Below are 21651 nucleotides of genomic sequence, written 5' to 3'. Positions count from 1 at the left end.
TTATGCGATCTCGGCCGTGGCCAGCATGGTGAGCCAGCCCTCGTGGTCACGGCCCCAGAGCGTGACCGTCTGGCCCTCGCGTTTGCCGCAGACCGTGAAAGGATGGATGTCGAAGGTCGGACGCACGGCCTTGAAGCTGAAGCGCTGCACCTTGGCGTCCGGCAGATTCCGGCGCAGCAGGTCCGTCAACAGCGTGGCGATCAGCGGCCCGTGCACGATGAGACCGGGGTAACCCTCCACACCCGTGACATAGCTGCGGTCGTAGTGGATGCGGTGGCCATTGAAGGTGAGCGCCGAGTAGCGGAACAGCAGCACCGGGTCGGGCACGATCTCGCGGCTGAACTGCTCGTCGCGCGGCGCGGGCGTGGGGGCCGGCTGCGGTGCACCGGGCGCCGGTGCGTCGCGGTAGACGATGTCGTGCTCTTCGCTCAGCGCCAGGCCCTGGGCGTTGCTGAATTCATGGCGTACGCAGACGAAGACCAGCGATCCGCTGCGGCCCTCCTTCACCGTCACGTCCTTGATCGTCGACACGCGGGTCACGCGCTCGCCCACGCGCAGCGGCTGCAGGAAATCCAGCCGCCCGCCGGCCCACATGCGCCGCGGCAGCGGTACCGGCGGCAGGAAACCGCCGCGTTTGGCGTGGCCGTCCTCGCCGATCTCGCTGTGGCGCGTCAGCGGCGTGAAGTAGAGCCAGTGCCACAAGGGCGGCAGCGCGGTGCCGGGCACGGGGACCGGATCCTCGCGGTCCAGCGTGGCCGAGAGGGCGGCCACCGGAGTGGCGCTGAGTTGGTCCTCGCGGGATTCGCTGCGGCCGATCCAGTCGCGCAGGGTGTCCAGCGCCAGGGTGGGGGTGGAAGCGGGGGTGTTCATGGGCGCAGATCATGCGCCGGCCGGCTGCCGCCGGCAATTTGCTTTTCGACAAGGCCCTGTTAGCCGGCCCTTAACGCGGCCTTCACCCCAGGTGGCTGAACTGGGTCTGCCCGGGCTCATAGGCCAGCACGCGGTTGCGCCCGGCGCTCTTGGCGGCGTAGAGCGCCTTGTCGGCGCGCTCGGTCAGGGTGTCGGCCGTTTCGCCGGGCGCCAGTTGGGCCACCCCGACCGAAACCGTGATGCCAAAGCGGCGCCCGCCCTCGCCCGTGAACTCCAGGCCGGCGATGGCCAGGCGCACGCGTTCACCGGCCTCCACGGCCTGCGACAGGGGCGTGGCCGGCAGCAGCACGATGAACTCCTCCCCGCCCCAGCGGCCAAAGATGTCGCTGCCGCGCAGCGTTTCCTGGGCCCGCGTCGCCAGGCGCCGCAGCACCTCGTCGCCCACGGCGTGGCCATGCGCGTCGTTGACGCGCTTGAAGAAATCGATGTCCAGCAGGAGGATGGAGAAGTCCTCGGGCTGGCGCTCCCAGGCCTTGACCTGGCGCCGCAGCTCGGCCTCGATGTGGCCGCGGCGGAAAGCGCCGGTCAGGCTGTCGCGGATGGCGAGTTCGCCGAGCTTGCGGTTGGTGGCCTCCAGCTCCTGGGTGCGGCTGCGCAGCAACTCATGCATCTGCAGTTCCTGCTGGATGTTCTGGTGCAGTTGGTCCAGCAGCTTGCGCTGGGTCAGGCGCGCGCGCACCCACTCGCGCGTGCGCCGGTGTTCGCCGCGGCTGCGCACCAGCAGCATCACCGCATACACCACGAAGGCCCAGTCGACCACCGGCAGCTCCTGGACGAAACCCGGGTAGTGCCGGTGCAGTTGCCACAGGGTGCCAGCGACGATGGCGGTCATGAAACTGGCGTAGAGCCGCATCTCGATGCCCAGCGCACTCAGCAGGAAGGCGACGAGGGCCACGATGAAGATCAGGCGCAGGAAGAACAGCGCATCGACCTGGCCCGTGCCCACCATGGTGATGCTGCCGACCCAGACCGCGGCCAGGCCGACGGAACCCAGCCACTCCAGGCCGAACCACAGCCGCCCATGCCCGATCTGGGTCTGCGGCAAGGAGGCCAGGAAAACATGGGCCAGCAGGACACGAAAGGCAAGCACCAGCAGGGCACAGCCGGCCCACAGCAGCAACTGCCCGAGCGGCTGGGCCGTCCAGTGCGACCAGACAATCAGGAAAACCGGCAGAAAACCCACCAGCGCCGATTCGCGCGTGCGCGCGAAGAGCTCGCGCATCATGCGCGTCTGGATGGCCTCTTCCTCCAGCCGGGGCAGGCTTTCGGGGTAGATGGAGGCAGGTGAGGTGTTCACGGGTGCCTGGGAAGTTGTGCCCGGATTTTCTCAAAAATGAACAAATCCGTCTTGTTTTTCGTCAATTAGAACCACGCAGAGACATAATTGCCCGATGGACAAGCTCAAGCAAATGGAGTCCTTCGTCTCGGTGGCCACCCGCGGCAGCCTCACCGCTGCCGCCCATGCCGAGGGCGTGGCGCCCGCCATCATGGGCCGGCGACTGGACGCGCTGGAGGAGCGCCTGGGCGTGAAACTGCTGGTGCGCACCACGCGACGCATCAGCCTGACCCACGAGGGCAGCGCCTTTCTGGAAGATTGCCAGCGCTTGCTCACTGACGTGGCCAATGCCGAAGCCAGCGTCTCGGCCGGCGGGGTCAAGGCCAGCGGCCACCTGCGGATCACGGCGCCGGCGGGTTTCGGCCGCCGCCATGTGGCGCCCCTGATCCCGAAGTTCCGCGAACTGCATGCCGATGTGACCATCTCCCTGAACCTCAGCGACCGGGTGGTGGACATTGCCGGCGAAGGTTATGACTGCGCGGTGCGCGTGGGCGACATGCCGGACTCCTCCCTGGTCAGCGTGCGTATGGCCGACAACCGGCGCCTGTGCGTGGCCACCCCCGACTTTCTCAAACGCCACGGCACCCCCGCGCAACCGCAGGATCTGACCCGTTTCGACTGCCTGGTGCTGTCCAGCGATGCTTCACAGACCCGGGGGTGGGCATTCAGTGTTCCCAAGGAGGGGGTCCGGGAAGTCATGCACCTGCGCCCCAGCGGCCCCATGGACTGCTCGGACGGCCAGGTGCTGCACAACTGGTGCCTGGCTGGCCATGGCATCGCCTGGCGCAGCTCCTGGGAAGTGGAAGAGGAGATCGCCGAGGGCCGTCTGGTGACCGTGCTGGAGGACTACGCCGCACCGCCCAACGGCATCTATGCGGTGTTCCCGCAGCGCAAGCACCTGCCGCTGCGCGTGCGGCTGTGGGTGGACTTTCTCAAGCACCATTACGGCCAGCCCGGCTTCTGGCAGGTCCGCCGCTGAGGCTACGGACTGGCGCCCGGCCCATGAAAAAACCCCGCGAGCGGTACGCCACGCGGGGTTGTTTTCGAGAAGCGCTGGTGCTTATTTATTGCTCAGGCACTGGCTCATGAACTTCTTGCGATCGTCGCCGGTCTTGCCGGTGGCGTCGGCGTTGCACTTCTTCATGCGCTCCTGCTGGGGCGTGGCCTTGGCCGTCGCGGCGGCCGGCTTGGCCTTGAGACATTCGCTCATGAATTTCTTGCGCTCGTCGCCCTTCTTCTCGCCGGCCTCCTTGTTGCACATGCCCATCTTGTTCTGCTGGGCGGTCGGGGCCTTCTTCTCTTCGTCGGCGTGCGCGACGCCAAGGCTCAGGGACAGGCCGAGGGCGAGCAGGGAAAGCAGTTTCTTCATGGTGTCTCCTCCAGGATATGAACGGTTGGGGTGGGTGAATCGCAGCCCGATTCCAGCATACAACGGTCCGGACGGCAAATCTGCTGACAAACGGTTACCCCGGCCTGCGCAGCGCACCAGCAGGCGGTACAGCCCCGGTCAGTAGAATCGGGCTCCATGTTGACTGTCAAAAACGAACTGCTCCAGACCCTCGGCATCGTGCTGGAGCAGTTGCTGCCCGGCGCCGGCGCGCGCGCGGCCTTTGAATCCCCCAAGGTGGCCGAACACGGCGACCTGGCCACCACGGCAGCCATGCAGCTGGCCAAACCCCTGAAACAGCCCCCGCGCCAGGTGGCCGAGAGCTTGCGCAGCGCGCTGCTCGCCACCCCGGCCTTCTCGACCTGGGTCGAGGCGGTGGAGATCGCGGGCCCGGGTTTCATCAACATCCGCCTCAAGCCCGCTGCCAAGCAGCAGGTGGTGCGCGAGGTGCTGTCACAGGGCCGGCACTACGGTGAACAGACGGCCAAGGGCCGGCGCATGATGGTCGAGTTCGTCTCGGCCAACCCCACCGGCCCGCTGCACGTGGGCCATGGCCGCCAGGGCGCCCTGGGCGACGCCATCTGCAACCTCTTCCAGACCCAGGGCTGGGAGGTCAGCCGCGAGTTCTATTACAACGACGCCGGCGTGCAGATCGGCACCCTGGCCAACAGCGTGCAGCTGCGCGCCAAGGGTTTCAAGCCGGGCGACGCCGAGTGGCCGGAGGCGGCCTACAACGGCGACTACATCGCCGACATTGCGGCGGATTTCATGGCGAAGAAGACGGTCAAGTCGGATGACCGCGAATTCACCGGCAGCGGCGATGTGAACGACCTGGACGGCATGCGTCTGTTCGCCGTGGCCTACCTGCGCCATGAGCAGGACCTGGACCTCAAGGCCTTCGAGGTGAAGTTCGACAACTACTACCTCGAGTCCAGCCTGTACACCAGCGGCAAGGTCGACGCCGCCGTGCAGCGGCTGCGCGAGGCCGGCAAGACCTACGAGCAGGACGGCGCCCTGTGGCTCAAGACCACCGAGTACGGCGACGACAAGGACCGTGTCATGCGCAAGGGCGACGGCACCTACACCTACTTCGTGCCGGACGTGGCCTACCACATCACCAAGTTCGAGCGCGGCTTCGAGAAGGTCGTGAACATCCAGGGCACGGACCACCACGGCACCATCGCACGCGTGCGCGCCGGCCTGCAGGCCGTGGGCCTGGGCATCCCGCAGGGTTTCCCCGACTACGTGCTGCACACCATGGTGCGCGTGGTGCGCGGCGGCCAGGAGGTGAAGATCTCCAAACGCGCGGGCAGCTACGTGACGCTGCGCGACCTGATCGAATGGACCTCGAAGGACGCCGTGCGCTTCTTCCTGCTGAGCCGCAAACCCGACACCGAATACACCTTCGACGTCGATCTGGCCGTGCAGAAGAACAACGAGAACCCGGTCTACTACGTGCAGTACGCCCATGCGCGCATCTGCTCGGTGATCAACGCCTGGCGCGAGAAGGAAGGCGGCCACCGCAGCACGCTCAAGGACGCCGACCTGGCGCTGCTGGACAGCCCGGCCGCCCAGGGCCTGATGCTGCAGCTCTCCCGGTACCCCGAGATGCTCACGGCCGCTGCGCAGGATTTCGCGCCGCACGACGTGACCTTCTACCTGCGCGAGCTGGCCGCCAGCTACCACAGCTACTATGATGCCGAGCGCATCCTGGTGGAAGACGAGGCACTCAAGCGCGCACGGCTGGCCCTGGTGGCCGCCACGGCGCAGGTGCTGCACAATGGCCTGGCGGTGCTGGGCGTGAGCGCACCGGAGAAGATGTAGCCGGCTGCGATGCGGTATCGGACATCCAGATTGGCGAGACAAAGGCAAGGCATGAAACAGCAACGCGGCGGAACCATCCTGGGCTTGATCATCGGCGTCGTCATCGGCCTGGCCGTGGCGCTGGTTGTCGCCCTCTACGTGACCAAGACCCCGGTGCCCTTCCTGAACAAGGGGCAGAACCGCACCCCCGACCAGGACGCGGCCGAAGAAAAACGCAACAAGGACTGGGACCCGAACGCCCCGCTCTACAACAAGACCAAACCGCCGGCTGCCGCCGCCTCGACCCCCAAGGCCGCGGCCAGGCCCGCCACACCGGCACCGGCCGTCAAGCAGCCGGCCAAGGCCGACAGCAAACCCTCAGCCGACCCGCTGGGCGACCTGGCCAAGGCCAAGGCGGGTGCTGCCGATCCTTTTGCCTATTTCATCCAGGTCGGCGCCTTCCGCACTCCCGAGGATGCCGAGGCCCAGCGCGCCAAGCTCTCGCTGACCGGCGTGGAAGCCAAGGTCACCGAACGCGAGCAGGCGGGACGCCAGATCTACCGCGTGCGCGTCGGCCCCTACGACAAGAAGGAAGAAGCCGAGAAGGTCAAGGGCCAGATCGAGGCCGCCGGCCACGAGACCGCCCTGGTGCGCGTGCAGCGCTGATTCGTCTGAACGGAACTTGTACCGCCGGGACGTGTCCCACCCCGGCATCTTCATGGAGCCAACGCAAATGATGAAACGTCGTGACTTTTCCCGCGCCTGCGGCGCTGCCCTGGCCGGAGCCACCGTGCTGCCCGCCTTCGCCCAGCAGCGTTTCGACGCCGGCAAGGACTACCTGCCGCTGGAGAAACCCGCCCCGATCGAAACGCCCAGCGGCAAGATCGAGGTGGTCGAGTTCTTCTGGTACAACTGCCCGCACTGCAACGCCTTCGAGCCCGCACTGGAAGCCTGGATCAAGCGCGCGCCCAAGGACGTGGTGATCCGGCGCGTGCCGGTGGCCTTCAGCAGCGCCTACCAGGGCCAGCAGCGCCTGTACTACACGCTGGAAGCCATGGGCCTGGTCGACAAGATCCACGGCAAGGTCTTCCAGGCCATCCACGGCGAGCGCAAGCGCCTGGAACAGCCGGAGGTCATCGCCGAATGGATTTCCAGCCAGGGCGTGGACAAGACCAAGTTCATGGAGCAGTTCAACTCCTTCACCGTGGCCTCCAAGGTCACCCGCGCCGGCCAGCTGACCGCCGCCTACAAGGTCGAAGGCGTGCCCGCCATGGGCGTGGCCGGCCGTTTCTACACCGACGGCACGCTGACGCGCAATATGGAGCGGTCGCTGCAGGTGGTGGACTATCTGGTCGGGGAAGTGCGCAAGGGTCGTTGATCCTTCTCTCGCCTTCTCTTGCCGAGGCCCGCTTTCGAGCGGGCTTTTCTTTTTCTGCCTTGTTTTGTTGCGTGCGTTGCAAGCCGGGTCTCGCCCCGGCGGGCGAGGTACTTTTCTTTGCTTCGCCAAAGCAAAGTACCCAAAAGAAAGGCGAGCCGAAGTCAGGGCCCCTTCGGGGTACCTTGCGCTGCTCGCATCGGGCGGGGTCGGGCTAAACTCGCTGCGCTCAGACAACGCCCGCCCTGATCCGCCCGCTGCTGCGCTGCTCAGCCCTGCCACACGGCATGGGGGTCCGGACAGCCAGGGAACCAACAGCCGGACCCCACAAGGACGCGCCATGGCGCGTCCTTGTTGTCTTGGCATTTGGTATTCGGAGTCGGTTTCCACTGCCGTGTGCGGAGGCGAGTAGCACAGGCAAGGGCGGAAAAAGAAGTGCAGATGTCTGAGCCCGCAGGGCGAGTTTCTGCACTTCCCGTCCTGGCCGAGCAACGCAGCATGCCCGGAGCGCAGCGGAGGGACGACGCACCCGGCTCGCCTTTTCTTTGGTGGGCGGATTCAAATACCAAGTGCAACGATGGGCTGGATATCGACATTCTGCTTGAAGCAATCTTCGAAGAGCACCTCGGCTGGAGTCCTGAACCCAAGGGTCTTGCGAGGGCGGGTATTGAGACTCCAGGCAATGTGATCGAGCTGGCGCTGGCTATAGACGCTCAGATCCGTCCCCTTGGGCAGGTATTGCCTGATCAGCCCATTGGTGTTCTCGTTGATTCCGCGCTGCCAGGGGCTGTGCGGGTCCGCAAAGTAGATCTTCAATCCTGTGCTCTCGGCCAGCTTTTTGTGCAACGCCATCTCCTTGCCCTGGTCGTACGTCAAGGTCTGGCGTAATGCATCGTCCAGAGGGCTGAAGGCCTGTTCGTAGCCGCGCAGGGCTTCTTCTGCCGTGGCACCATCCATCTTCACCAGCATGACGAACAAGGTCTTGCGGCACACCAGGGTGCCCACAGCCGATTGGTTCCTGGAACCCTTGATCAGATCGCCTTCCCAGTGACCCGGTAGTAATCGATCGCTGGCTTCGGGGGGGCGCAGATGAATGCTGACGATGTCCTGTAGGGCGCCGCGCCGCCCAGTGCCTCGTGCCTGGGGACGGCGTGCCCCACGCCCTTGGCGCAGCAGGCTGACCAGCTGTCGACGCAGCTCCCCTCGCGGGGCCGCGTAAATGGCGGTGTAGATCGTCTCGTGGGAAGCTTGCAATTGAGGTTGCCCGGGATGCTCGCGTTTGAGTGTGCCCGCAATCTGTTCAGGCGACCAGCTCTGGCACAGCAGGCCATGAACCCTTTGCCACAAGGCACCGTCCGGATGAAGTTTTCGGGTTGGTCGACAAGCACGACGGAGGCGACGGGCACGCACGCCAGCACGTACTGCGTTGTAGCCGCCCGCAACTCGGGGACGGCCCATAGGCCCTAACTCAGATTCCTGCTTGTAGCCATTTCGCCGCAGTTCGCGACTGATGGTGCTCGGACAACGGCCAAGCGCCCGAGCAATGCCGCGGACGCTGCAATCCTGAAACTTCATGGCCATGATCGCGCCACGTTCCTCGGCGCTCAGGTGGGTGTAGGTGGCTTTCATGCAACGGGCTCCTTCTGGAAGTGTGTTGCACTTCAGCTTTGAATCCGCCGTGACTTTCTTTTGGCGAAGCAAAAGAAAGTTACTGCCCTGTCGGGGGCATATCCCGACAAAGCCACGCCAGCAAATCAGCTGATCGAAGAAGCCAGAAGATCAGATCTCGATCTTCGACCCCAACTCCACCACCGCATTGTTCGGCAGGTTGAGAAACTCGGCCGCAGCACTGGCGTTATGGTGCATCTGCGCGAACAGCTTCTCGCGCCAGGGCGACATGCCGCGACCCATGGTGGGGATGACGATATCGCGTGAGAGGAAGTAGCTGGTCGTCATGGGGTTGAGCGCGCAGCCCTGGGTACGGACCTGCTCCAGCGCACTGGGCAGATCGGGGTCGTTCTTGAAGCCGTAGTGCACGATGACCTGCCAGCAGTCATGCCCCAGCGGTTCGATCTCGATGCGCTTGTCCAGCCCGATCCAGGGGACCTCGTGGTTGCGTACGGTGACGAAGAGGTTGTTCTCGTGCAGCACCTTGTTGTGCTTGAGGTTGTGCAGCAGCGCGTTGGGCACGCTGCCGGTCTCGGCGGTCAGGAAGACGGCCGTGCCTTCCACCCGCACCGGCGGACTGACGAACACGGCCTCCAGGAAACCGGGCAGGTCCAGCGCATCCTGGCGCAACGCGGCGTTGAGCTGGGCACGCCCCTGCTTCCAGGTGACCATCAGTATGAAGACGGCGCCGCCGATGGCCAGGGGAAACCAGCCCCCATGGTGCAGCTTCATGAGGTTGGAGCTGAAGAAGGCCAGGTCCACCACGAAGAAGAAACCGGTGGCCGCCAGGCACAATGCGAGCGGGTACTTCCAGCCGTAGCGCAACACGAAGAAGGTCAGCACGGTGGTGATCAGCATGTCCAGCGTGACGGCAATGCCATAGGCCGCCGCGAGGTTGCTGGAAGATCGGAACATCAGCACCGCCAGCACGATGGCCACGAACAGGCCCCAGTTCACGAAGGGCATGTAGATCTGCCCGGTGTCCTTGACGCTGGTGTGCAACACCTGCAGGCGCGGCAGGTAGCCCAGCTGGATGACCTGCTTGGTCACGCTGAAGGCCCCGGAGATCAGGGCCTGCGAGGCGATCACGGTGGCCATGGTGGCCAGGCCCACCAAAGGGAGCAGGGCCCAGTCGGGCGCCATCATGAAAAAGGGATTCTTCACGGCCTCGGGGTTCTTCAACAGCAGCGCGCCCTGGCCAAAGTAGTTGAGCGTGAGCGCGGGCATGACCACCGAGAACCAGGCCAGGCGGATCGGCTTCTTGCCGAAGTGTCCCATGTCGGCGTACAGCGCCTCACCGCCGGTCACGCACAACACCACCGCCCCCAGGATGATGAAGGTGGTGCCCGGGTTGTGCCACATGAAACCGACGGCGTAATGCGGACTGAGCGCCCACAGGATGGCGGGATTGCTGGCAATCTGCGCCAGACCTAGCAGAGAGATGATCGCGAACCAGACCAGGGTGATGGGGCCGAAGAACTTGCCGATGCCGGCCGTACCGCGCTTTTGAACGGCAAACAGCCCGAACAGGATCACCAGGGTGAGCGGTATGACCGCGGCCTTGAAGGTGGGTGACACCACTTCCAGGCCTTCCACCGCCGACAACACCGAGATCGCCGGGGTGATGACACCATCGCCGTAGAACAGGCAGGTGCCGAAGATGCCGACCAGCAGCAGTACGCGGCGCAGTGCCGGCTTGTCCTTGACCGACTGCGAAGCCAGCGCCAACATGGCCACCAGCCCGCCTTCGCCATTGTTGTCCGCCCGCAGCACCAGCGTGACGTACTTGAGCGAGACGATGACCGTCAGCGTCCAGAAAAAGATGGAGAGGATGCCGTAGACGTTGTCCGGCGAGAAGGCCACGTGCCCGGAACCGAACACCTCCTTGACCGCGTACAGGACGCTGGTGCCGATATCACCGTAGACAACACCGATGGCGCCCAGGGTCAGGGCCGCGAGCGAGGATTTGGATGCGGACACAAATGGGCCCCGTCTTCAAGGGCGGGGTTCAAGCTATGCAGATGCGCTATTGTGCTCCGACCGCCCCGGCGCGCCAAACGATGCCGCTCGGCCACCCCGCCGGCAGCCCGGATTGTTGCAGCGCAGCAACTCAGGGTGGAACCCGCTTACTCGTAGACCTCAGCCTCGGGATTGGTGGCTTCCAGCTCGTAGCTGGCCGCCAGCATGGCCAGGCGGCCGATCACCCCGTACATGTAGAAGCGGTTGGGGGCGCTGGCGCCGGGTTTGGCACCGGGCTGAGGCAGTCGGGTGCTCTGGTCGAAAGCCAAGGGTACGAAGCTGGAGCCCGGCGCATTGAGATTTTCGTCCACGCCGCGCTCGGCATGCACGCGGTAGAAACCGCCCACCACATAACGGTCCATCATGTAGACCACGGGCTCGGCCACGGCGTCGTGCATGCGCTCGTTGGTCAGCACCCCCTCCTGGATGATGACCTCGCTGACCTCCTGGCCGTCCTTGATCACGCTCATCTTGTTGCGCGTACGGCGGTTCAGGTCTTCGAGCTCCTTGACGTCGCGCACGGTCATGATGCCCATGCCGTAAGTACCGTTGTCGGCCTTGACGACGACAAAGGGCTTTTCCTTGATGCCGTACTCCTTGTACTTGCGACGGATCTTGCCCAGCAAGGCATCGACGTTGCTGGTCAGGCAGTCCATGCCGCTGCTTTCGGCAAAGTTGACCTGGCCGCACTGGTTGAACATGGGGTTGATCAGCCAGGGGTCGATGCCCAGCAACTTGCCGAAGCGCTTGGAAACTTCCTCGTAGCTCTGGAAATGCTTGCTCTTGCGGCGCACCGACCAGCCGGCGTGCAGCGGCGGCAGCAGGTACTGCTCATGGATATCCTCCAGGATGCCGGGAATGCCGGCCGAGAGGTCGTTGTTGAGCAGGATGGTGCAGGGGTCGAAGTCCTTCAGCCCCAGGCGGGTCTTGCTGCGGATCACCGGCTCCAGCGTCACGGTCTCGCCGCCAGGCAGCTCGATGGTGGTGTTCTTCTTGATCTCGGGGCTGATGGAGCCGATGCGCACGTTCAGGCCGGCCATGTGGAAGATGCGCCGCAGCTGCGCCACATTGCTCAGGTAGAAGGTGTTGCGCGTGTGGTTCTCGGGAATGAGCAGCAGGTTGCGCGCCTCGGGGCAGATCTTCTCGATCGCCGCCATGGCGGCCTGCACGGCCAGCGGCAGCATCTCGGGCGTGAGGTTGTTCCAGCCGCCGGGATAGAGGTTGGTGTCCACCGGGGCCAGCTTGAAGCCCGCGTTGCGGATATCCACCGAGCTGTAGAAGGGCGGCGTGTGTTCCATCCACTCCAGTCGGAACCAGCGCTCGATGGCGGGCATGGAGTCGAGGATGCGCTGCTCGAGCTCGTTGATCGGACCGGTCAGGGCCGTGATGAGATGGGGGACCATGCGGCCTCGCTAATGGATGGGTGAAGCAATTCTAGGACGTGGCGGGCTGGCCGCCGAATTCAAGGCCCGGGCCGGCACCGCCATGCGGCCGTTCAGGACCTCACTTCGCCTTCGCCCAGCACCACGTACTTGAGCGAGGTCAGCCCTTCGAGGCCCACCGGGCCGCGGGCGTGGAACTTGTCGGTACTGATGCCGATCTCGGCGCCCAGGCCGTATTCGAAGCCGTCGGCAAAACGCGTGCTGGCGTTGACCATCACGCTGCCCGAATCCACCTCGCGCAGGAAGGCCTGGGCGTGCATGTGGTCGCGCGTGATGATGGCGTCGGTGTGATGGCTGCCGTACTGGTTGATGTGGGTAATCGCCTCGTCCAGCCCCGCCACCACCTTGACGGCGATGATGGGCGCCAGGTATTCCTCGTACCAGTCCTGCTCGTTCGCCTCTTTCAGGTTGGCGCCGGGAATACCTTCCAGGATGGCCCAGGCCTCGGGGTCGCAGCGCATCTCCACGCCCTTGGCTGCGAACACGGCACCGATGCGCGGCAGAAAGTCCGTGGCCACGCCGCGCGCCACCAGCAGGCTCTCGGTGGCGTTGCAGGGGCTGTACTTGTGGGTCTTGGCGTTGTCGGCCACCTTGACGGCCATGTCGAGGTCGCAGGGATCGTCGACATAGGTGTGGCAGTTGCCGTCCAGGTGCTTGATGACGGGCACCTTGGCCTCGCGGCTGATGCGCTCGATCAGCGACTTGCCACCGCGCGGGATGATCACGTCCACGTACTCGGGCATGGTGATGAGCTGGCCCACCACCTCGCGGTCTGTGGTCTGCACCAGCTGCACGGCCTCGGCCGGCAAACCGGACTCGACCAGCGCCTGCTGCACCAGCTTCGCCAGTGCCTTGTTGGACTCGATGGCCTCGGAGCCGCCGCGCAGGATGCAGGCATTGCCGCTCTTGATGCTCAGGCTGGCCGCCTCGATGGTGACGTTGGGCCGGCTCTCGAAGATCATGCCGAAGACGCCGATGGGCACGCGCATCTGCCCCACGCGGATGCCGCTGGGCTGTTGTTTCATGCCGATGATCTCGCCAATGATGTCGCCCATGGCCGCGAGCTGCTCGCAGCCCAGCGCCACGGTCTCGATGACCTTCGGTGTCAGGCGCAGGCGGTCCACCATGGGTTCGGCCAGGCCAGCCGCTTTGGCACGGACCAGATCTTTTTCATTGTCCTGCGCCAGCGCAGCGGTATTGGCGCGCAGCAGTTCGGCCAGGCGGCGCAGGGCGGCGTTCTTCTGCGCGGTGCCGGCCTTGGCCATCCCGGCAGCGGCGACGCGCGCCTGCCGGCCCAGGGTCTGGGTGGTCTCAGTGATGCGGGCAGTGGCGTCGGGCGCGTTCATGGGCTCATTTTCTCACGGCGGCGGTTTTTGCGGCTGGCGACGCACAGTGCCCGCACAGCTGCAGGGCCAGGCGCTGCAGGGCCTGCCAGCCGTCCGTCGGCCACCCGGGCACCTTCAGTCCTTTGACGATGCCGTCGACCTGGTGTGCCGCCTGCAGCAGATGGGACAGCTCGGTGGCCGTCAGCAGGGGCAGCACGCGCTCGTACAGGCGCTCCTTCAGGCCCCAGATGCGTTGCTCGCGCAGCGCCATGGGCAGGGGACGGCCGGCGGAGATGGCATCCTTGACGCGCTTGAGGGCGCGGATGTCCTCGCTCAGGGCGTAGTGCACCAGCACCTCGGCCTCGCCCTCGGCCTTCAGGCCATCGAGCATGCGCTGCACGCGTGCCGCCTGGCCGGCCAGCACGGCTTCGGACAGCTTGAAGACGTCATAACGCGCCACGTTGAGCACCGCGCCCTCGACCTGCTCGAAGCTCAGCTCGCCTTGCGGGTAAAGCAGGGCGAGCTTCTGGATTTCCTGGTGCGCGGCCAGCAGATTGCCCTCGACCCGGTCGGCAAAGAACTGCAGGGTGCGCTGCCCTTCCTCGCCACCCGTCACGCGCTGGCCCTGGGCGCCCAGGCGCTGCGCGATCCATTGCGGCAAGGCCCGGCGCTCGACCGGCTCGACCTGCACCGTCACGCCAAAGCTCTCCAGGGCGGCGAACCAGGCGCCGGTCTTGGTGGCCTTGTCCAGGCGCGGCAACAGCACCAGCGTGAGCGTGCTGTCGTTGCCCTGGGCGGCCTCGGCCAGCTGCTGCAGCGCCACGCTGCCGTCCTTGCCGGGCTTGCCCGAGGGGATGCGGATCTCGACGATCTGCTTGTCGGCGAACAGGCTCAGGCTTCCGCCGGCGGCCAGCACCTCGCTCCAGTCGAAATGCGCGCCGGCCACCGTGTGCACGGTGCGCTCGGTATAGCCCTGGGCACGCGCGACGGCGCGGATGGTGTCGGCCGCTTCCTGCTGCAACAGCGGCTCGTCGCCATGCACGGTGTACAGGCTCTTGAGCCCGCGCTGCAGCTGGGCGGAGATCTGGGCGGCGGCGACTTGCATGGGAGTTGGCGGCGGTCGTGGTGCCGGCGCTGGGGCCTAGATCTCTTTCACCGCCGCGAGGCGACGCAGGATCTGCTGCACCATGTCGCTTTGCATATTGCGGTAGAGGAGCGCCTCCTCGGCCTCCTTGGCCAGGGCAAAGACTTCGTCGTAGCTGAGCGCACGTTGCTGCACCAGTTCGGTCTCGGGGATGAGCTCCTTGCCCTGCGGCGTACGCAGGCGGAACTTGATGATGAGGCGCAACTGGAATTCGCGCACCTGGCCGGTGGCGCTGACGCCGACCACGGACTTCACGCGCTGCTCGGTGAGGATGTCGAGCACCGCCTGCGCCTCCTGCTGGCGTGAGGCCTCGGTGATGTACTGCAACTGGCCACTGGACTGCAACTGGCGCTTGAGTTCCACACCCAGCGGCGAAGTCGGCGGCACGCCGCTGTAGAGCGAAGAGAAGGCAAAGTTGACCGGCTGGCGCAGGCCGAAACCACAGCCGGCCAGCGCCAGCAGCAGTGCAAACAAGAGCCAGGCCGGGAGGCGCCGATTCATGGCCTCAGACCACCACGTTGACCAGGCGGCCCGGCACCACGATGACGCGTTTGATTGCCCCGCCCTCGGCCTGGGTCTGTACCGGCTCGCTGGCCACGGCGATGGCCTCGATGGCTTCCTTGGAGGCACCAGCCGGCACCAGGATGGCGCCGCGCAGCTTGCCGTTGATCTGCAGCATGAGCTCGATCTCGTCCTGCTGCAAGGCGGACTCGTCCACCTGGGGCCAGGGTGCGTCCAGCAGTTCACCCAACACGCCGGCGTAGCCCAGTTCGCTCCACAGCGCGTGCGTGATGTGCGGCGTGGCCGGGTAGATGCAGCGCAAGAGAATGCCGAAACCTTCGATCAGCGCCACCTCGGCGCCGGGTGTGCCGGCGGCCTTGAAGTCCTCGAGGGCATTGAGCAGCTTCATGGCACCGGAGACCACGGTGTTGTACTGCATGCGCTGGTAGTCGTAGTCGACCTGCTTGAGCACGCTGTGGATTTCCAGGCGCAGGGCCTTGGCTTCCTTGCCGAAGCTCACGTCCTTGAGCTTCTTCACGCCGGCCACGCTGGCCAGCGCGGTGGTGTGATCCAGTCCGCTCAGCTTGACGCCGAAGTTCCAGACGCGGCGCAGGAAGCGGTAGCTGCCTTCCACGGCTGCGTCGTTCCACTCCAGCGTGGCCTCGGGCGGCGCGGTGAACATGGTGTACAGGCGCGCCGTGTCGGCGCCGTACTTCTCGATCAGGTCCTGAGGGTCGACGCCGTTGTTCTTGGACTTGGACATGGTGCCCACGCCCTCGTAGTCGATGGCCGTACCCGAGGGCAGGCCACCCACCGCCTTGTTCAGCCTGGCGCCCGTGATCTTGCCGCCGGCATCGAGCACATGCTCCACGTCATGCGGCCAGTAGTACTCCTTGCCGCCCTTGTCGGTGCGGCGCGAGTAGATGTGGTTGAGCACCATGCCCTGCGTCAGCAGCTTGGTGAAGGGCTCATCCACTTTCACCAGCCCCAGGTCGCGCATGACCTTGGTCCAGAAGCGCGCATACAGCAGGTGCAGGATGGCATGCTCGATGCCGCCGATGTACTGGTCCATCGGCATCCAGTACTGCGCGCCATCCGCCACCATCTTGTCCGGGTTGGCCGGATCGCAGTAGCGCATGTAGTACCAGGACGAATCCACGAAGGTGTCCATGGTGTCGGTTTCGCGCCGCGCGGGCTTGCCACACACCGGGCAGACCACGCCGGCGTGGAAATCTTCGTGCTTGTGCAGCGGGTTGCCCGAACCGTCGGGGATGCAATCCTGCGGCAACACCACGGGCAGGTCCTTCTCGGGCACCGGCACCGCGCCATGTTCCTCGCAGTGGATGATGGGAATCGGCGTGCCCCAGTAGCGCTGGCGCGAAACGCCCCAGTCGCGCAGGCGCCAGGTGGTCTTCTTCTCGCCCAGGCCGCGCACCTGCAAGGCATGCGCCACCGCGTTCACCGCTTCGGCGTAGGCCAGGCCGCTGAAGGTGTCGGAGTTGATGGTCACACCCTTGGCCTTGTCGGCGTACCACTCGTGCCAATGGTGGTAGTCGTAATGCTCGCCGTCGACGTGCACCACCTGGCGGATCGGCAGCTGGTACTTCAGCGCAAAGGCGAAGTCGCGCTCGTCGTGCGCCGGCACACCCATGACGGCGCCGTCGCCATAGCTCATGAGCACGTAGTTGCCGACCCAGACCTCGACCTGCTCGTCGATCAGCGGATGCTTGACGAAGAGGCCCGTGGGCATGCCCTCCTTGTCCCGCAAGGCCAGTTCGGCCTCGGTGGTGCCGCCCTTCTTGCAGTCTTCAATAAAGGCTGCCAGCTTCGGGTTGCTCTTCGCCGCGTGCTGGGCCAGCGGATGCTCGGGCGCCACGGCGCAGAAGGTCACACCCATGATGGTGTCGGCACGCGTGGTGAAGACGTACATGCGGCCATCACCGATGGGCTGGCCGTCCTCACCCTGGATGTTGTGGGTGAACGCAAAGCGCACGCCCTCGCTGCGGCCGATCCAGTTCTCCTGCATCAGGCGCACGCGCTCGGGCCAGCCCTTGAGCGTGGCCTTGTCGTTGCCGATCTGCACGTGGTCCAGCAGCTCCTGCGCGTAGTCGGTGATCTTCAGGTAATAACCGGGGATCTCGCGCTTCTCGACCAGGGCACCGGTGCGCCAGCCGCGGCCGTCGATGACCTGCTCATTGGCCAGCACGGTCTGGTCCACCGGGTCCCAGTTCACGACCTGGGTCTTGCGGTAGGCGATGCCCTTCTCCAGCATCTTGAGGAAGAGCCACTGGTTCCACTTGTAGTACGTGGGGTCGCAGGTGGCGACCTCGCGGCTCCAGTCGATGGCCAGGCCCATGGCCTGCATCTGCCCCTTCATGTAGGCGATGTTCTCGTAGGTCCACTTGGCCGGCGGCACGCCGTTCTTGAGTGCCGCGTTCTCGGCCGGCAGGCCGAAGGCGTCCCAGCCCATGGGCATCAGGACGTTGTAGCCGTTCATGCGCAGGTAGCGCGTGAGCATGTCGTTGATGGTGTAGTTGCGCACGTGGCCCATGTGCAGCTTGCCGCTGGGGTAGGGCAGCATGGAGCAGGCGTAGAACTTCTTCTTGCCGGCGTCTTCCGTCACGCGGTAGGCATCACGTGCCACCCAGTGGCTGTGGGCGGCCTTCTCGACCTCGAGGTGTTGGTATTTGTCTTGCATGGCTGACAGATTCAGTTCACTTGAGCCCGAGCACGTCGAACATGTCGTACAGGCCGCTCTGGCGTCCGGCCAGGTAGCGCACGGCGCGCAGGCTGCCCTGGGCGTAGGTCACGCGGCTGGCGGATTTGTGTGTGACCTCGATGCGCTCGCCGATGCCGGCGAAGAGCACGGTGTGGTCGCCCACGATGTCACCACCGCGGATGGTGGCAAAACCGATGCTGGACGGATCGCGCTCGCCGGTGTGGCCGTAACGCTCGTAGACGGCACAGTCCTTGAGGTCGCGGCCCAGCGCACCGGCGATCACCTCGCCCATCTTGATGGCCGTGCCCGAGGGCGCATCGACCTTGTGGCGGTGATGCGCCTCGATGATCTCAATGTCGTAGCCCGTGGACAGAGCCTTGGCCGCCATCTCCAGCAGCTTGAGCGTGACGTTGACGCCCACGCTCATGTTCGGCGACAGCATGATGGCGATGTCCTTGGCGGCAGCGGCGATCTCCGCCTTCTGCGCCTCGCTGAAGCCAGTGGTGCCGATCACCATGGCCACGCCCAGCTCGCGGCAGACCTTGAGATGGGCCATCGTGCCCTCGGGGCGCGTGAAGTCGATCAGGGTGCGGGCATTCTGCAGACCGGCCTTCAGATCGGCCGTGATGTGCACGCTGCTTGCGTGACCCAGGAAGGCGGTGGCATCGCTGCCAATGGCGGGGCTGGCCGCCACGTCCAGGGCCCCGGCCAGCCGGCAGTCCTCGGCCGCATGCACGGCCTCGATGAGCATGCGGCCCATGCGGCCGGAAGCGCCGGCGATGGCGATCGGGTGGGGCGTGTGTGCGGTCATGGCGTGGTCCATCTCAGCGGGTGGCCGGCTCCAGCGGAGGATAGCTGGCGGGCAGGGGCGGCAGGGGCTTGGCTTCAGGCGCCGGGACCGGGGCCGGGAATTCCTGCAGCTTTTCGGGCGTGGCTTCGAGCACCGGCACCTTGGGCGGCTCCTGGTTGCCCAGGGTGGAGACGAACTCGGTCTCGCTGGGCAGGGCATCGGCCTCGAAGCGCTCGAGCGTTTCACCCTTGAAATAGACGGTGACACGGCGGGCCTGCGGCTCGGCGCCCTGGCGCCGGAGGGTGAAGACGTAGTCCCAGCGGTTGGCGTGGAAGACGCTGGCCAGCAGCGGCGTGCCGAGGATGTCGCGCACCTGGATGCGACTCATGCCCGGACGCAAGGCCCCTACCTGCTCGCGCGTGACAACATTGCCCTGCACCACCGGAACACGGTAGGGCTGCAGGAAACTGCAGGCCGAGAGGGCTGCGCCCAAGAGCAGGGCCAGCCCCAGACGGCCGAGGGCGCGATGGAAAATGAACATGAAACTGGCGCTAGCGATATGATCGGCCCATTGTAGCGGCTGGACCTGCTGCCGCCCGGTCCGGTCCCCTCTGGAAATACGCCCATGAACACCATCGACGAACTCAAGAGCACCGGCCTGAAAGCCACGCTGCCCCGCCTGAAGGTGCTGGAAATCTTCCAGAAAGGCGCCCAGCGCCACATGAGCGCGGAGGACGTGTTTCGCGTACTGCTGGAGGATCGCTCGGACGTGGGCCTGGCCACGGTCTACCGCGTGCTGACCCAGTTCGAGCAAGCCGGCATCCTGACGCGCAGCAACTTCGAAGGCGGCAAGGCCATCTTCGAACTCAACGAAGGCCAGCACCACGACCACCTGGTCTGCCTGGACTGCGGCAAGGTCGAGGAATTTTTCGATGCCGAGATCGAGAGCCGGCAGAACGCCGTGGCCAGGACACGCGGCTTCGAACTGGCCGAGCACGCGCTCAGCCTCTACGCCCACTGCACCAAGGACAAGTGCCCGAACCGCACTAAATAGCGCCCCCACGCTTGCTCACTGCGTGTAGCCGCTGCCCCCCGCGGGGGCCGTCGTCGCCTTGGGACGGCCCGGCGGCAACGGCGGGCGCAGCGGCGGCAGCCACTGAACCGGGGCGTCGGCCTCAGCTCTCGCCCATCGCCTTGCGGTGGCGCTCCACGAATTCCTGGTAGGTGTCGATGCCGCGCAGCTGCAGGATGGTGTTGCGCACGGCCGCCTCCACCAGCACGGCCAGGTTGCGACCGGCCACCACCTGGATCACCGCCTTACGCACCGGGATGCCCAGCACGTCCTGCGTGAGCGGCTCGTAGGGGATGCGCTCGTAGTCGCGCTCCAGGGTCTCGCGCCGCACCAGGTGCACGATGAGCTTGAGGCGCATCTTGCGCCGCACGGCGGTCTCACCGAAGATGGCCTTGATGTCGAGCAGGCCGATGCCGCGCACTTCGAGCAGGTTGCGCAGCAGCTCGGGGCAGCGGCCTTCGATGGTGTCCTGGTTCACGCGGTAGAGGTCCACGGCGTCGTCGGCCACCAGGCCGTGGCCGCGCGAGATCAGCTCCAGCCCCAGCTCGCTCTTGCCCAGGCCGGATTCGCCGGTGATCAGCACGCCCAGGCCCAGGATGTCCATCAGCACGCCGTGCATGGAGGCCCGGTCGGCAAAGTGGCGCGAGAGGTAGCTGCGCAACACGTCGATCACGTAAGCCGAGGACTCCGGCGAGGCGAACATGGGAATGTTGGCGCCCTCGCACATGGCCTGCAGGGCCGGTGGCACCTTCTGCGCGTCGGCCAGCACCAGCACCGGGGGCTCCAGCGTGGTGATGCGCGAGATCCGGCGCTCGCAGTCTTCCGGCGTGGCGCTGGTCAGATAGGCGATCTCGCGCTCGCCCAGCACCTGCACGCGATAAGGATGGATGTAATTCAGGTAGCCCACCAGGTCGGCACCCGAGCGGGCGGCGCGCACGGCCACCTCGTCGAAACGGCGCTCGGAAGCCCCCAGGCCGGCGACCCACTCCCACTTGAGCTTGGCACGGAACTCCTCGAACAGGACCTCGGCGCTGACGACGGTGGGTCTCATGTCGGGCGGACGGCCGGGCTCAGGCCGGCTGGGCCGAGCGCCAGCTGGCGATCAGCGCGTGCAATTCGGTGGAGGTGGCGCTGCTGTTGAGCTTGGCGCGCAGCGCGGTGTCGCTCAGCAGCTCGGCGATCTCGGACAGGATTTCCAGGTGTTTCTGGGTGGCCGCCTCGGGCACCAGCAGGAAGATCAACAGGCTGACCGGCAACTCGTCCGGCGCGTCGAAGCCAATGGGCTGGGCCAGCTGCAGCACGGCAGCCATCGGCGCCTTCAGGCCCTTGATGCGTCCGTGCGGAATGGCCACGCCGTGACCCAGACCGGTGGAGCCCAGGCGCTCCCGCGCAAACAGGCTGTCGGTCACCAGGGCGCGGTTGAGGCCATGCAGGTTCTCGAACAGCAGGCCCACTTCCTCGAACGCGCGTTTTTTGCTCGTGGCATCGACATGCACAAGCACTTGTGCGGTCGGCAGGATGGACGCAAGACGATTCATGATGTTCGAGTGGGCAGATTATGCACACAAAACGTCCTCCAACGCTCCCCCGCTGACGTGGGTCGCCCCCGAGGGGCTTGGGATGGTCCGGCGACAAAAAAGCCGCGGAGGGCCCGCGGCTGCTTTGGGCGGGACGGGCGCGCAGCCCTGTCCCTGTGGCCGTCCGGCTATTGCATCAGGCGCTTGGCAGCGTCGTGATGATGGTCCTGGAGGCGGTCCTTGTGGCGCACCACCTGGCGGTCGAGCTTGTCGACCAGTTCATCCACGGCAGCGTACAGGTCCTCGTGGGAGCTTTCCGCAAACAGGTCGTTGCCCTTGACGTGGATATTGCATTCGGCGCGTTGCCGTCGTTCCTTTTCCTTCTGTTTTTCAACGGTGAGTAGCACCTTGACATCGACAACCTGGTCAAAGTGCCGGGTGATTCGATCAAGCTTGGTCGTGACATAACTGCGCAAGGCCGGGGTGACTTCGAGGTGATGACCGCTGATCGTCAGGTTCATGAGTAGCCTCCTGTTGCTCTCGGATTTGAACTGCCGCCCGCACCTGCGAAGCCCGACGACACTTCGGACTTCGCTGCTGCAGGCAAATTCACTATGCGCCCG

20 protein-coding genes are annotated in these 21651 nt (G+C 65.6%); 5 read left to right on the top strand and 15 right to left on the bottom strand.

The annotated features are described in order from the left end of the window. Together AO057_RS04440 and AO057_RS04435 are read right to left on the bottom strand one after the other, a co-directional pair. Positions 1–870, bottom strand: coding sequence for an HTD2 family dehydratase (locus AO057_RS04440; protein WP_057674500.1), 870 nt, complete (start codon positions 868–870; stop codon positions 1–3). Between the two features lie 82 nt (positions 871–952). Beyond that, positions 953–2227, bottom strand: a complete 1275-nt coding sequence (locus AO057_RS04435; protein ID WP_057674499.1) for a GGDEF domain-containing protein — start codon at positions 2225–2227, stop codon at positions 953–955. Between the two features lie 94 nt (positions 2228–2321). Here AO057_RS04435 and AO057_RS04430 point away from each other — a divergent pair, with 94 nt between their 5' ends. Beyond that, positions 2322–3245: a LysR family transcriptional regulator gene (locus AO057_RS04430; RefSeq protein WP_057674498.1), complete on the top strand. Its 924-nt coding sequence runs from the start codon at positions 2322–2324 to the stop codon at positions 3243–3245. An 81-nt stretch (positions 3246–3326) separates the two neighbouring features. Here the strand turns inward: AO057_RS04430 and AO057_RS04425 are convergent, their stop codons facing one another. Continuing rightward, positions 3327–3635 (bottom strand): PsiF family protein, encoded by a 309-nt coding sequence (locus AO057_RS04425; protein ID WP_057674497.1) that lies wholly within the window; start codon positions 3633–3635, stop codon positions 3327–3329. A gap of 156 nt (positions 3636–3791) precedes the next feature. Here AO057_RS04425 and argS point away from each other — a divergent pair, with 156 nt between their 5' ends. From argS to AO057_RS04410, 3 genes are all read left to right on the top strand, one after another. After that, positions 3792–5477, top strand: a complete 1686-nt coding sequence (gene argS, locus AO057_RS04420; protein WP_057674496.1) for an arginine--tRNA ligase — start codon at positions 3792–3794, stop codon at positions 5475–5477. 51 nt (positions 5478–5528) lie between these two features. After that, on the top strand, positions 5529–6122 hold the full coding sequence (locus AO057_RS04415; RefSeq protein ID WP_057674495.1) for an SPOR domain-containing protein: 594 nt from the start codon (positions 5529–5531) through the stop codon (positions 6120–6122). A gap of 70 nt (positions 6123–6192) precedes the next feature. Then, entirely contained in the window at positions 6193–6834 is a 642-nt protein-coding gene (locus AO057_RS04410) for a thiol:disulfide interchange protein DsbA/DsbL (RefSeq protein WP_057677165.1), read from the top strand. A gap of 555 nt (positions 6835–7389) precedes the next feature. Here AO057_RS04410 and AO057_RS17400 read toward each other — a convergent pair. From AO057_RS17400 to AO057_RS04365, 9 genes are all read right to left on the bottom strand, one after another. Continuing rightward, positions 7390–8460, bottom strand: coding sequence for an IS30 family transposase (locus AO057_RS17400; RefSeq protein ID WP_082605367.1), 1071 nt, complete (start codon positions 8458–8460; stop codon positions 7390–7392). 150 nt (positions 8461–8610) lie between these two features. Then, positions 8611–10479 carry a potassium transporter Kup gene (locus tag AO057_RS04400; protein ID WP_057674494.1) on the bottom strand — a complete coding sequence of 623 codons (1869 nt, stop codon included), beginning with the start codon at positions 10477–10479 and terminating at the stop codon, positions 8611–8613. A 146-nt stretch (positions 10480–10625) separates the two neighbouring features. Then, positions 10626–11921: a glutamate--cysteine ligase gene (gene gshA / locus AO057_RS04395; RefSeq protein WP_057674493.1), complete on the bottom strand. Its 1296-nt coding sequence runs from the start codon at positions 11919–11921 to the stop codon at positions 10626–10628. A 92-nt stretch (positions 11922–12013) separates the two neighbouring features. Continuing rightward, entirely contained in the window at positions 12014–13306 is a 1293-nt protein-coding gene (locus AO057_RS04390) for a glutamate-5-semialdehyde dehydrogenase (RefSeq protein ID WP_057674492.1), read from the bottom strand. Between the two features lie 4 nt (positions 13307–13310). After that, complete coding sequence (gene holA / locus AO057_RS04385) at positions 13311–14390, bottom strand: DNA polymerase III subunit delta (RefSeq protein WP_057674491.1); 1080 nt, start codon at positions 14388–14390, stop codon at positions 13311–13313. 36 nt (positions 14391–14426) lie between these two features. Further along, positions 14427–14930, bottom strand: a complete 504-nt coding sequence (gene lptE / locus AO057_RS04380; protein ID WP_057674490.1) for an LPS-assembly lipoprotein LptE — start codon at positions 14928–14930, stop codon at positions 14427–14429. Positions 14931–14934: 4 nt separating this feature from the next. Next, the gene (leuS, locus tag AO057_RS04375) at positions 14935–17628 is read right to left on the bottom strand and encodes a leucine--tRNA ligase (protein WP_057674489.1); all 2694 of its coding nucleotides are present in this window, start codon (positions 17626–17628) and stop codon (positions 14935–14937) included. Between the two features lie 16 nt (positions 17629–17644). Next, on the bottom strand, positions 17645–18460 hold the full coding sequence (dapB, locus tag AO057_RS04370) for a 4-hydroxy-tetrahydrodipicolinate reductase (RefSeq protein ID WP_057677164.1): 816 nt from the start codon (positions 18458–18460) through the stop codon (positions 17645–17647). A gap of 13 nt (positions 18461–18473) precedes the next feature. After that, positions 18474–18980: an outer membrane protein assembly factor BamE gene (locus AO057_RS04365; RefSeq protein ID WP_057674488.1), complete on the bottom strand. Its 507-nt coding sequence runs from the start codon at positions 18978–18980 to the stop codon at positions 18474–18476. Positions 18981–19064: 84 nt separating this feature from the next. Between AO057_RS04365 and fur the strand changes: the two genes are divergently transcribed. Next, positions 19065–19493, top strand: coding sequence for a ferric iron uptake transcriptional regulator (fur, locus tag AO057_RS04360; protein WP_057674487.1), 429 nt, complete (start codon positions 19065–19067; stop codon positions 19491–19493). A gap of 121 nt (positions 19494–19614) precedes the next feature. Here fur and hprK read toward each other — a convergent pair whose 3' ends face one another. The 3 genes from hprK to hpf all read right to left on the bottom strand — a co-directional run bounded on the left by hprK (position 19615) and on the right by hpf (position 21549). Further along, entirely contained in the window at positions 19615–20562 is a 948-nt protein-coding gene (hprK, locus tag AO057_RS04355; protein ID WP_057674486.1) for an HPr(Ser) kinase/phosphatase, read from the bottom strand. A 19-nt stretch (positions 20563–20581) separates the two neighbouring features. Then, positions 20582–21049, bottom strand: coding sequence for a PTS sugar transporter subunit IIA (locus tag AO057_RS04350; RefSeq protein ID WP_057674485.1), 468 nt, complete (start codon positions 21047–21049; stop codon positions 20582–20584). Positions 21050–21216: 167 nt separating this feature from the next. Then, entirely contained in the window at positions 21217–21549 is a 333-nt protein-coding gene (hpf, locus tag AO057_RS04345) for a ribosome hibernation-promoting factor, HPF/YfiA family (RefSeq protein WP_057674484.1), read from the bottom strand. Positions 21550–21651 lie beyond the last annotated feature (102 nt).

The organism is Curvibacter sp. PAE-UM, from assembly GCF_001432305.1.
Lineage (GTDB): Bacteria > Pseudomonadota > Gammaproteobacteria > Burkholderiales > Burkholderiaceae_C > Hylemonella.
Note: the sequence above shows the minus strand (reverse complement) of the source record. Positions and strands in the feature narration are given on the sequence as shown.

Excerpts from the sequence above, each read along its gene's own strand:
- gshA (WP_057674493.1), bottom strand. The coding sequence starts at position 11,921 with ATGGTCCCCCATCTCATCACGGCCCTGACCGGTCCGATCAACGAGCTC.
- hprK (WP_057674486.1), bottom strand. The coding sequence starts at position 20,562 with ATGAGACCCACCGTCGTCAGCGCCGAGGTCCTGTTCGAGGAGTTCCGT.
- lptE (WP_057674490.1), bottom strand. The coding sequence starts at position 14,930 with ATGAATCGGCGCCTCCCGGCCTGGCTCTTGTTTGCACTGCTGCTGGCG.
- AO057_RS04350 (WP_057674485.1), bottom strand. The coding sequence starts at position 21,049 with ATGAATCGTCTTGCGTCCATCCTGCCGACCGCACAAGTGCTTGTGCAT.
- AO057_RS04440 (WP_057674500.1), bottom strand. The coding sequence starts at position 870 with ATGAACACCCCCGCTTCCACCCCCACCCTGGCGCTGGACACCCTGCGC.
- argS (WP_057674496.1), top strand. The coding sequence starts at position 3,792 with ATGTTGACTGTCAAAAACGAACTGCTCCAGACCCTCGGCATCGTGCTG.
- AO057_RS04410 (WP_057677165.1), top strand. The coding sequence starts at position 6,193 with ATGAAACGTCGTGACTTTTCCCGCGCCTGCGGCGCTGCCCTGGCCGGA.
- leuS (WP_057674489.1), bottom strand. The coding sequence starts at position 17,628 with ATGCAAGACAAATACCAACACCTCGAGGTCGAGAAGGCCGCCCACAGC.
- dapB (WP_057677164.1), bottom strand. The coding sequence starts at position 18,460 with ATGACCGCACACACGCCCCACCCGATCGCCATCGCCGGCGCTTCCGGC.
- hpf (WP_057674484.1), bottom strand. The coding sequence starts at position 21,549 with ATGAACCTGACGATCAGCGGTCATCACCTCGAAGTCACCCCGGCCTTG.
- AO057_RS04425 (WP_057674497.1), bottom strand. The coding sequence starts at position 3,635 with ATGAAGAAACTGCTTTCCCTGCTCGCCCTCGGCCTGTCCCTGAGCCTT.
- AO057_RS04365 (WP_057674488.1), bottom strand. The coding sequence starts at position 18,980 with ATGTTCATTTTCCATCGCGCCCTCGGCCGTCTGGGGCTGGCCCTGCTC.
- holA (WP_057674491.1), bottom strand. The coding sequence starts at position 14,390 with ATGCAAGTCGCCGCCGCCCAGATCTCCGCCCAGCTGCAGCGCGGGCTC.
- AO057_RS04390 (WP_057674492.1), bottom strand. The coding sequence starts at position 13,306 with ATGAACGCGCCCGACGCCACTGCCCGCATCACTGAGACCACCCAGACC.
- AO057_RS04415 (WP_057674495.1), top strand. The coding sequence starts at position 5,529 with ATGAAACAGCAACGCGGCGGAACCATCCTGGGCTTGATCATCGGCGTC.
- AO057_RS17400 (WP_082605367.1), bottom strand. The coding sequence starts at position 8,460 with ATGAAAGCCACCTACACCCACCTGAGCGCCGAGGAACGTGGCGCGATC.
- AO057_RS04430 (WP_057674498.1), top strand. The coding sequence starts at position 2,322 with ATGGACAAGCTCAAGCAAATGGAGTCCTTCGTCTCGGTGGCCACCCGC.
- fur (WP_057674487.1), top strand. The coding sequence starts at position 19,065 with ATGAACACCATCGACGAACTCAAGAGCACCGGCCTGAAAGCCACGCTG.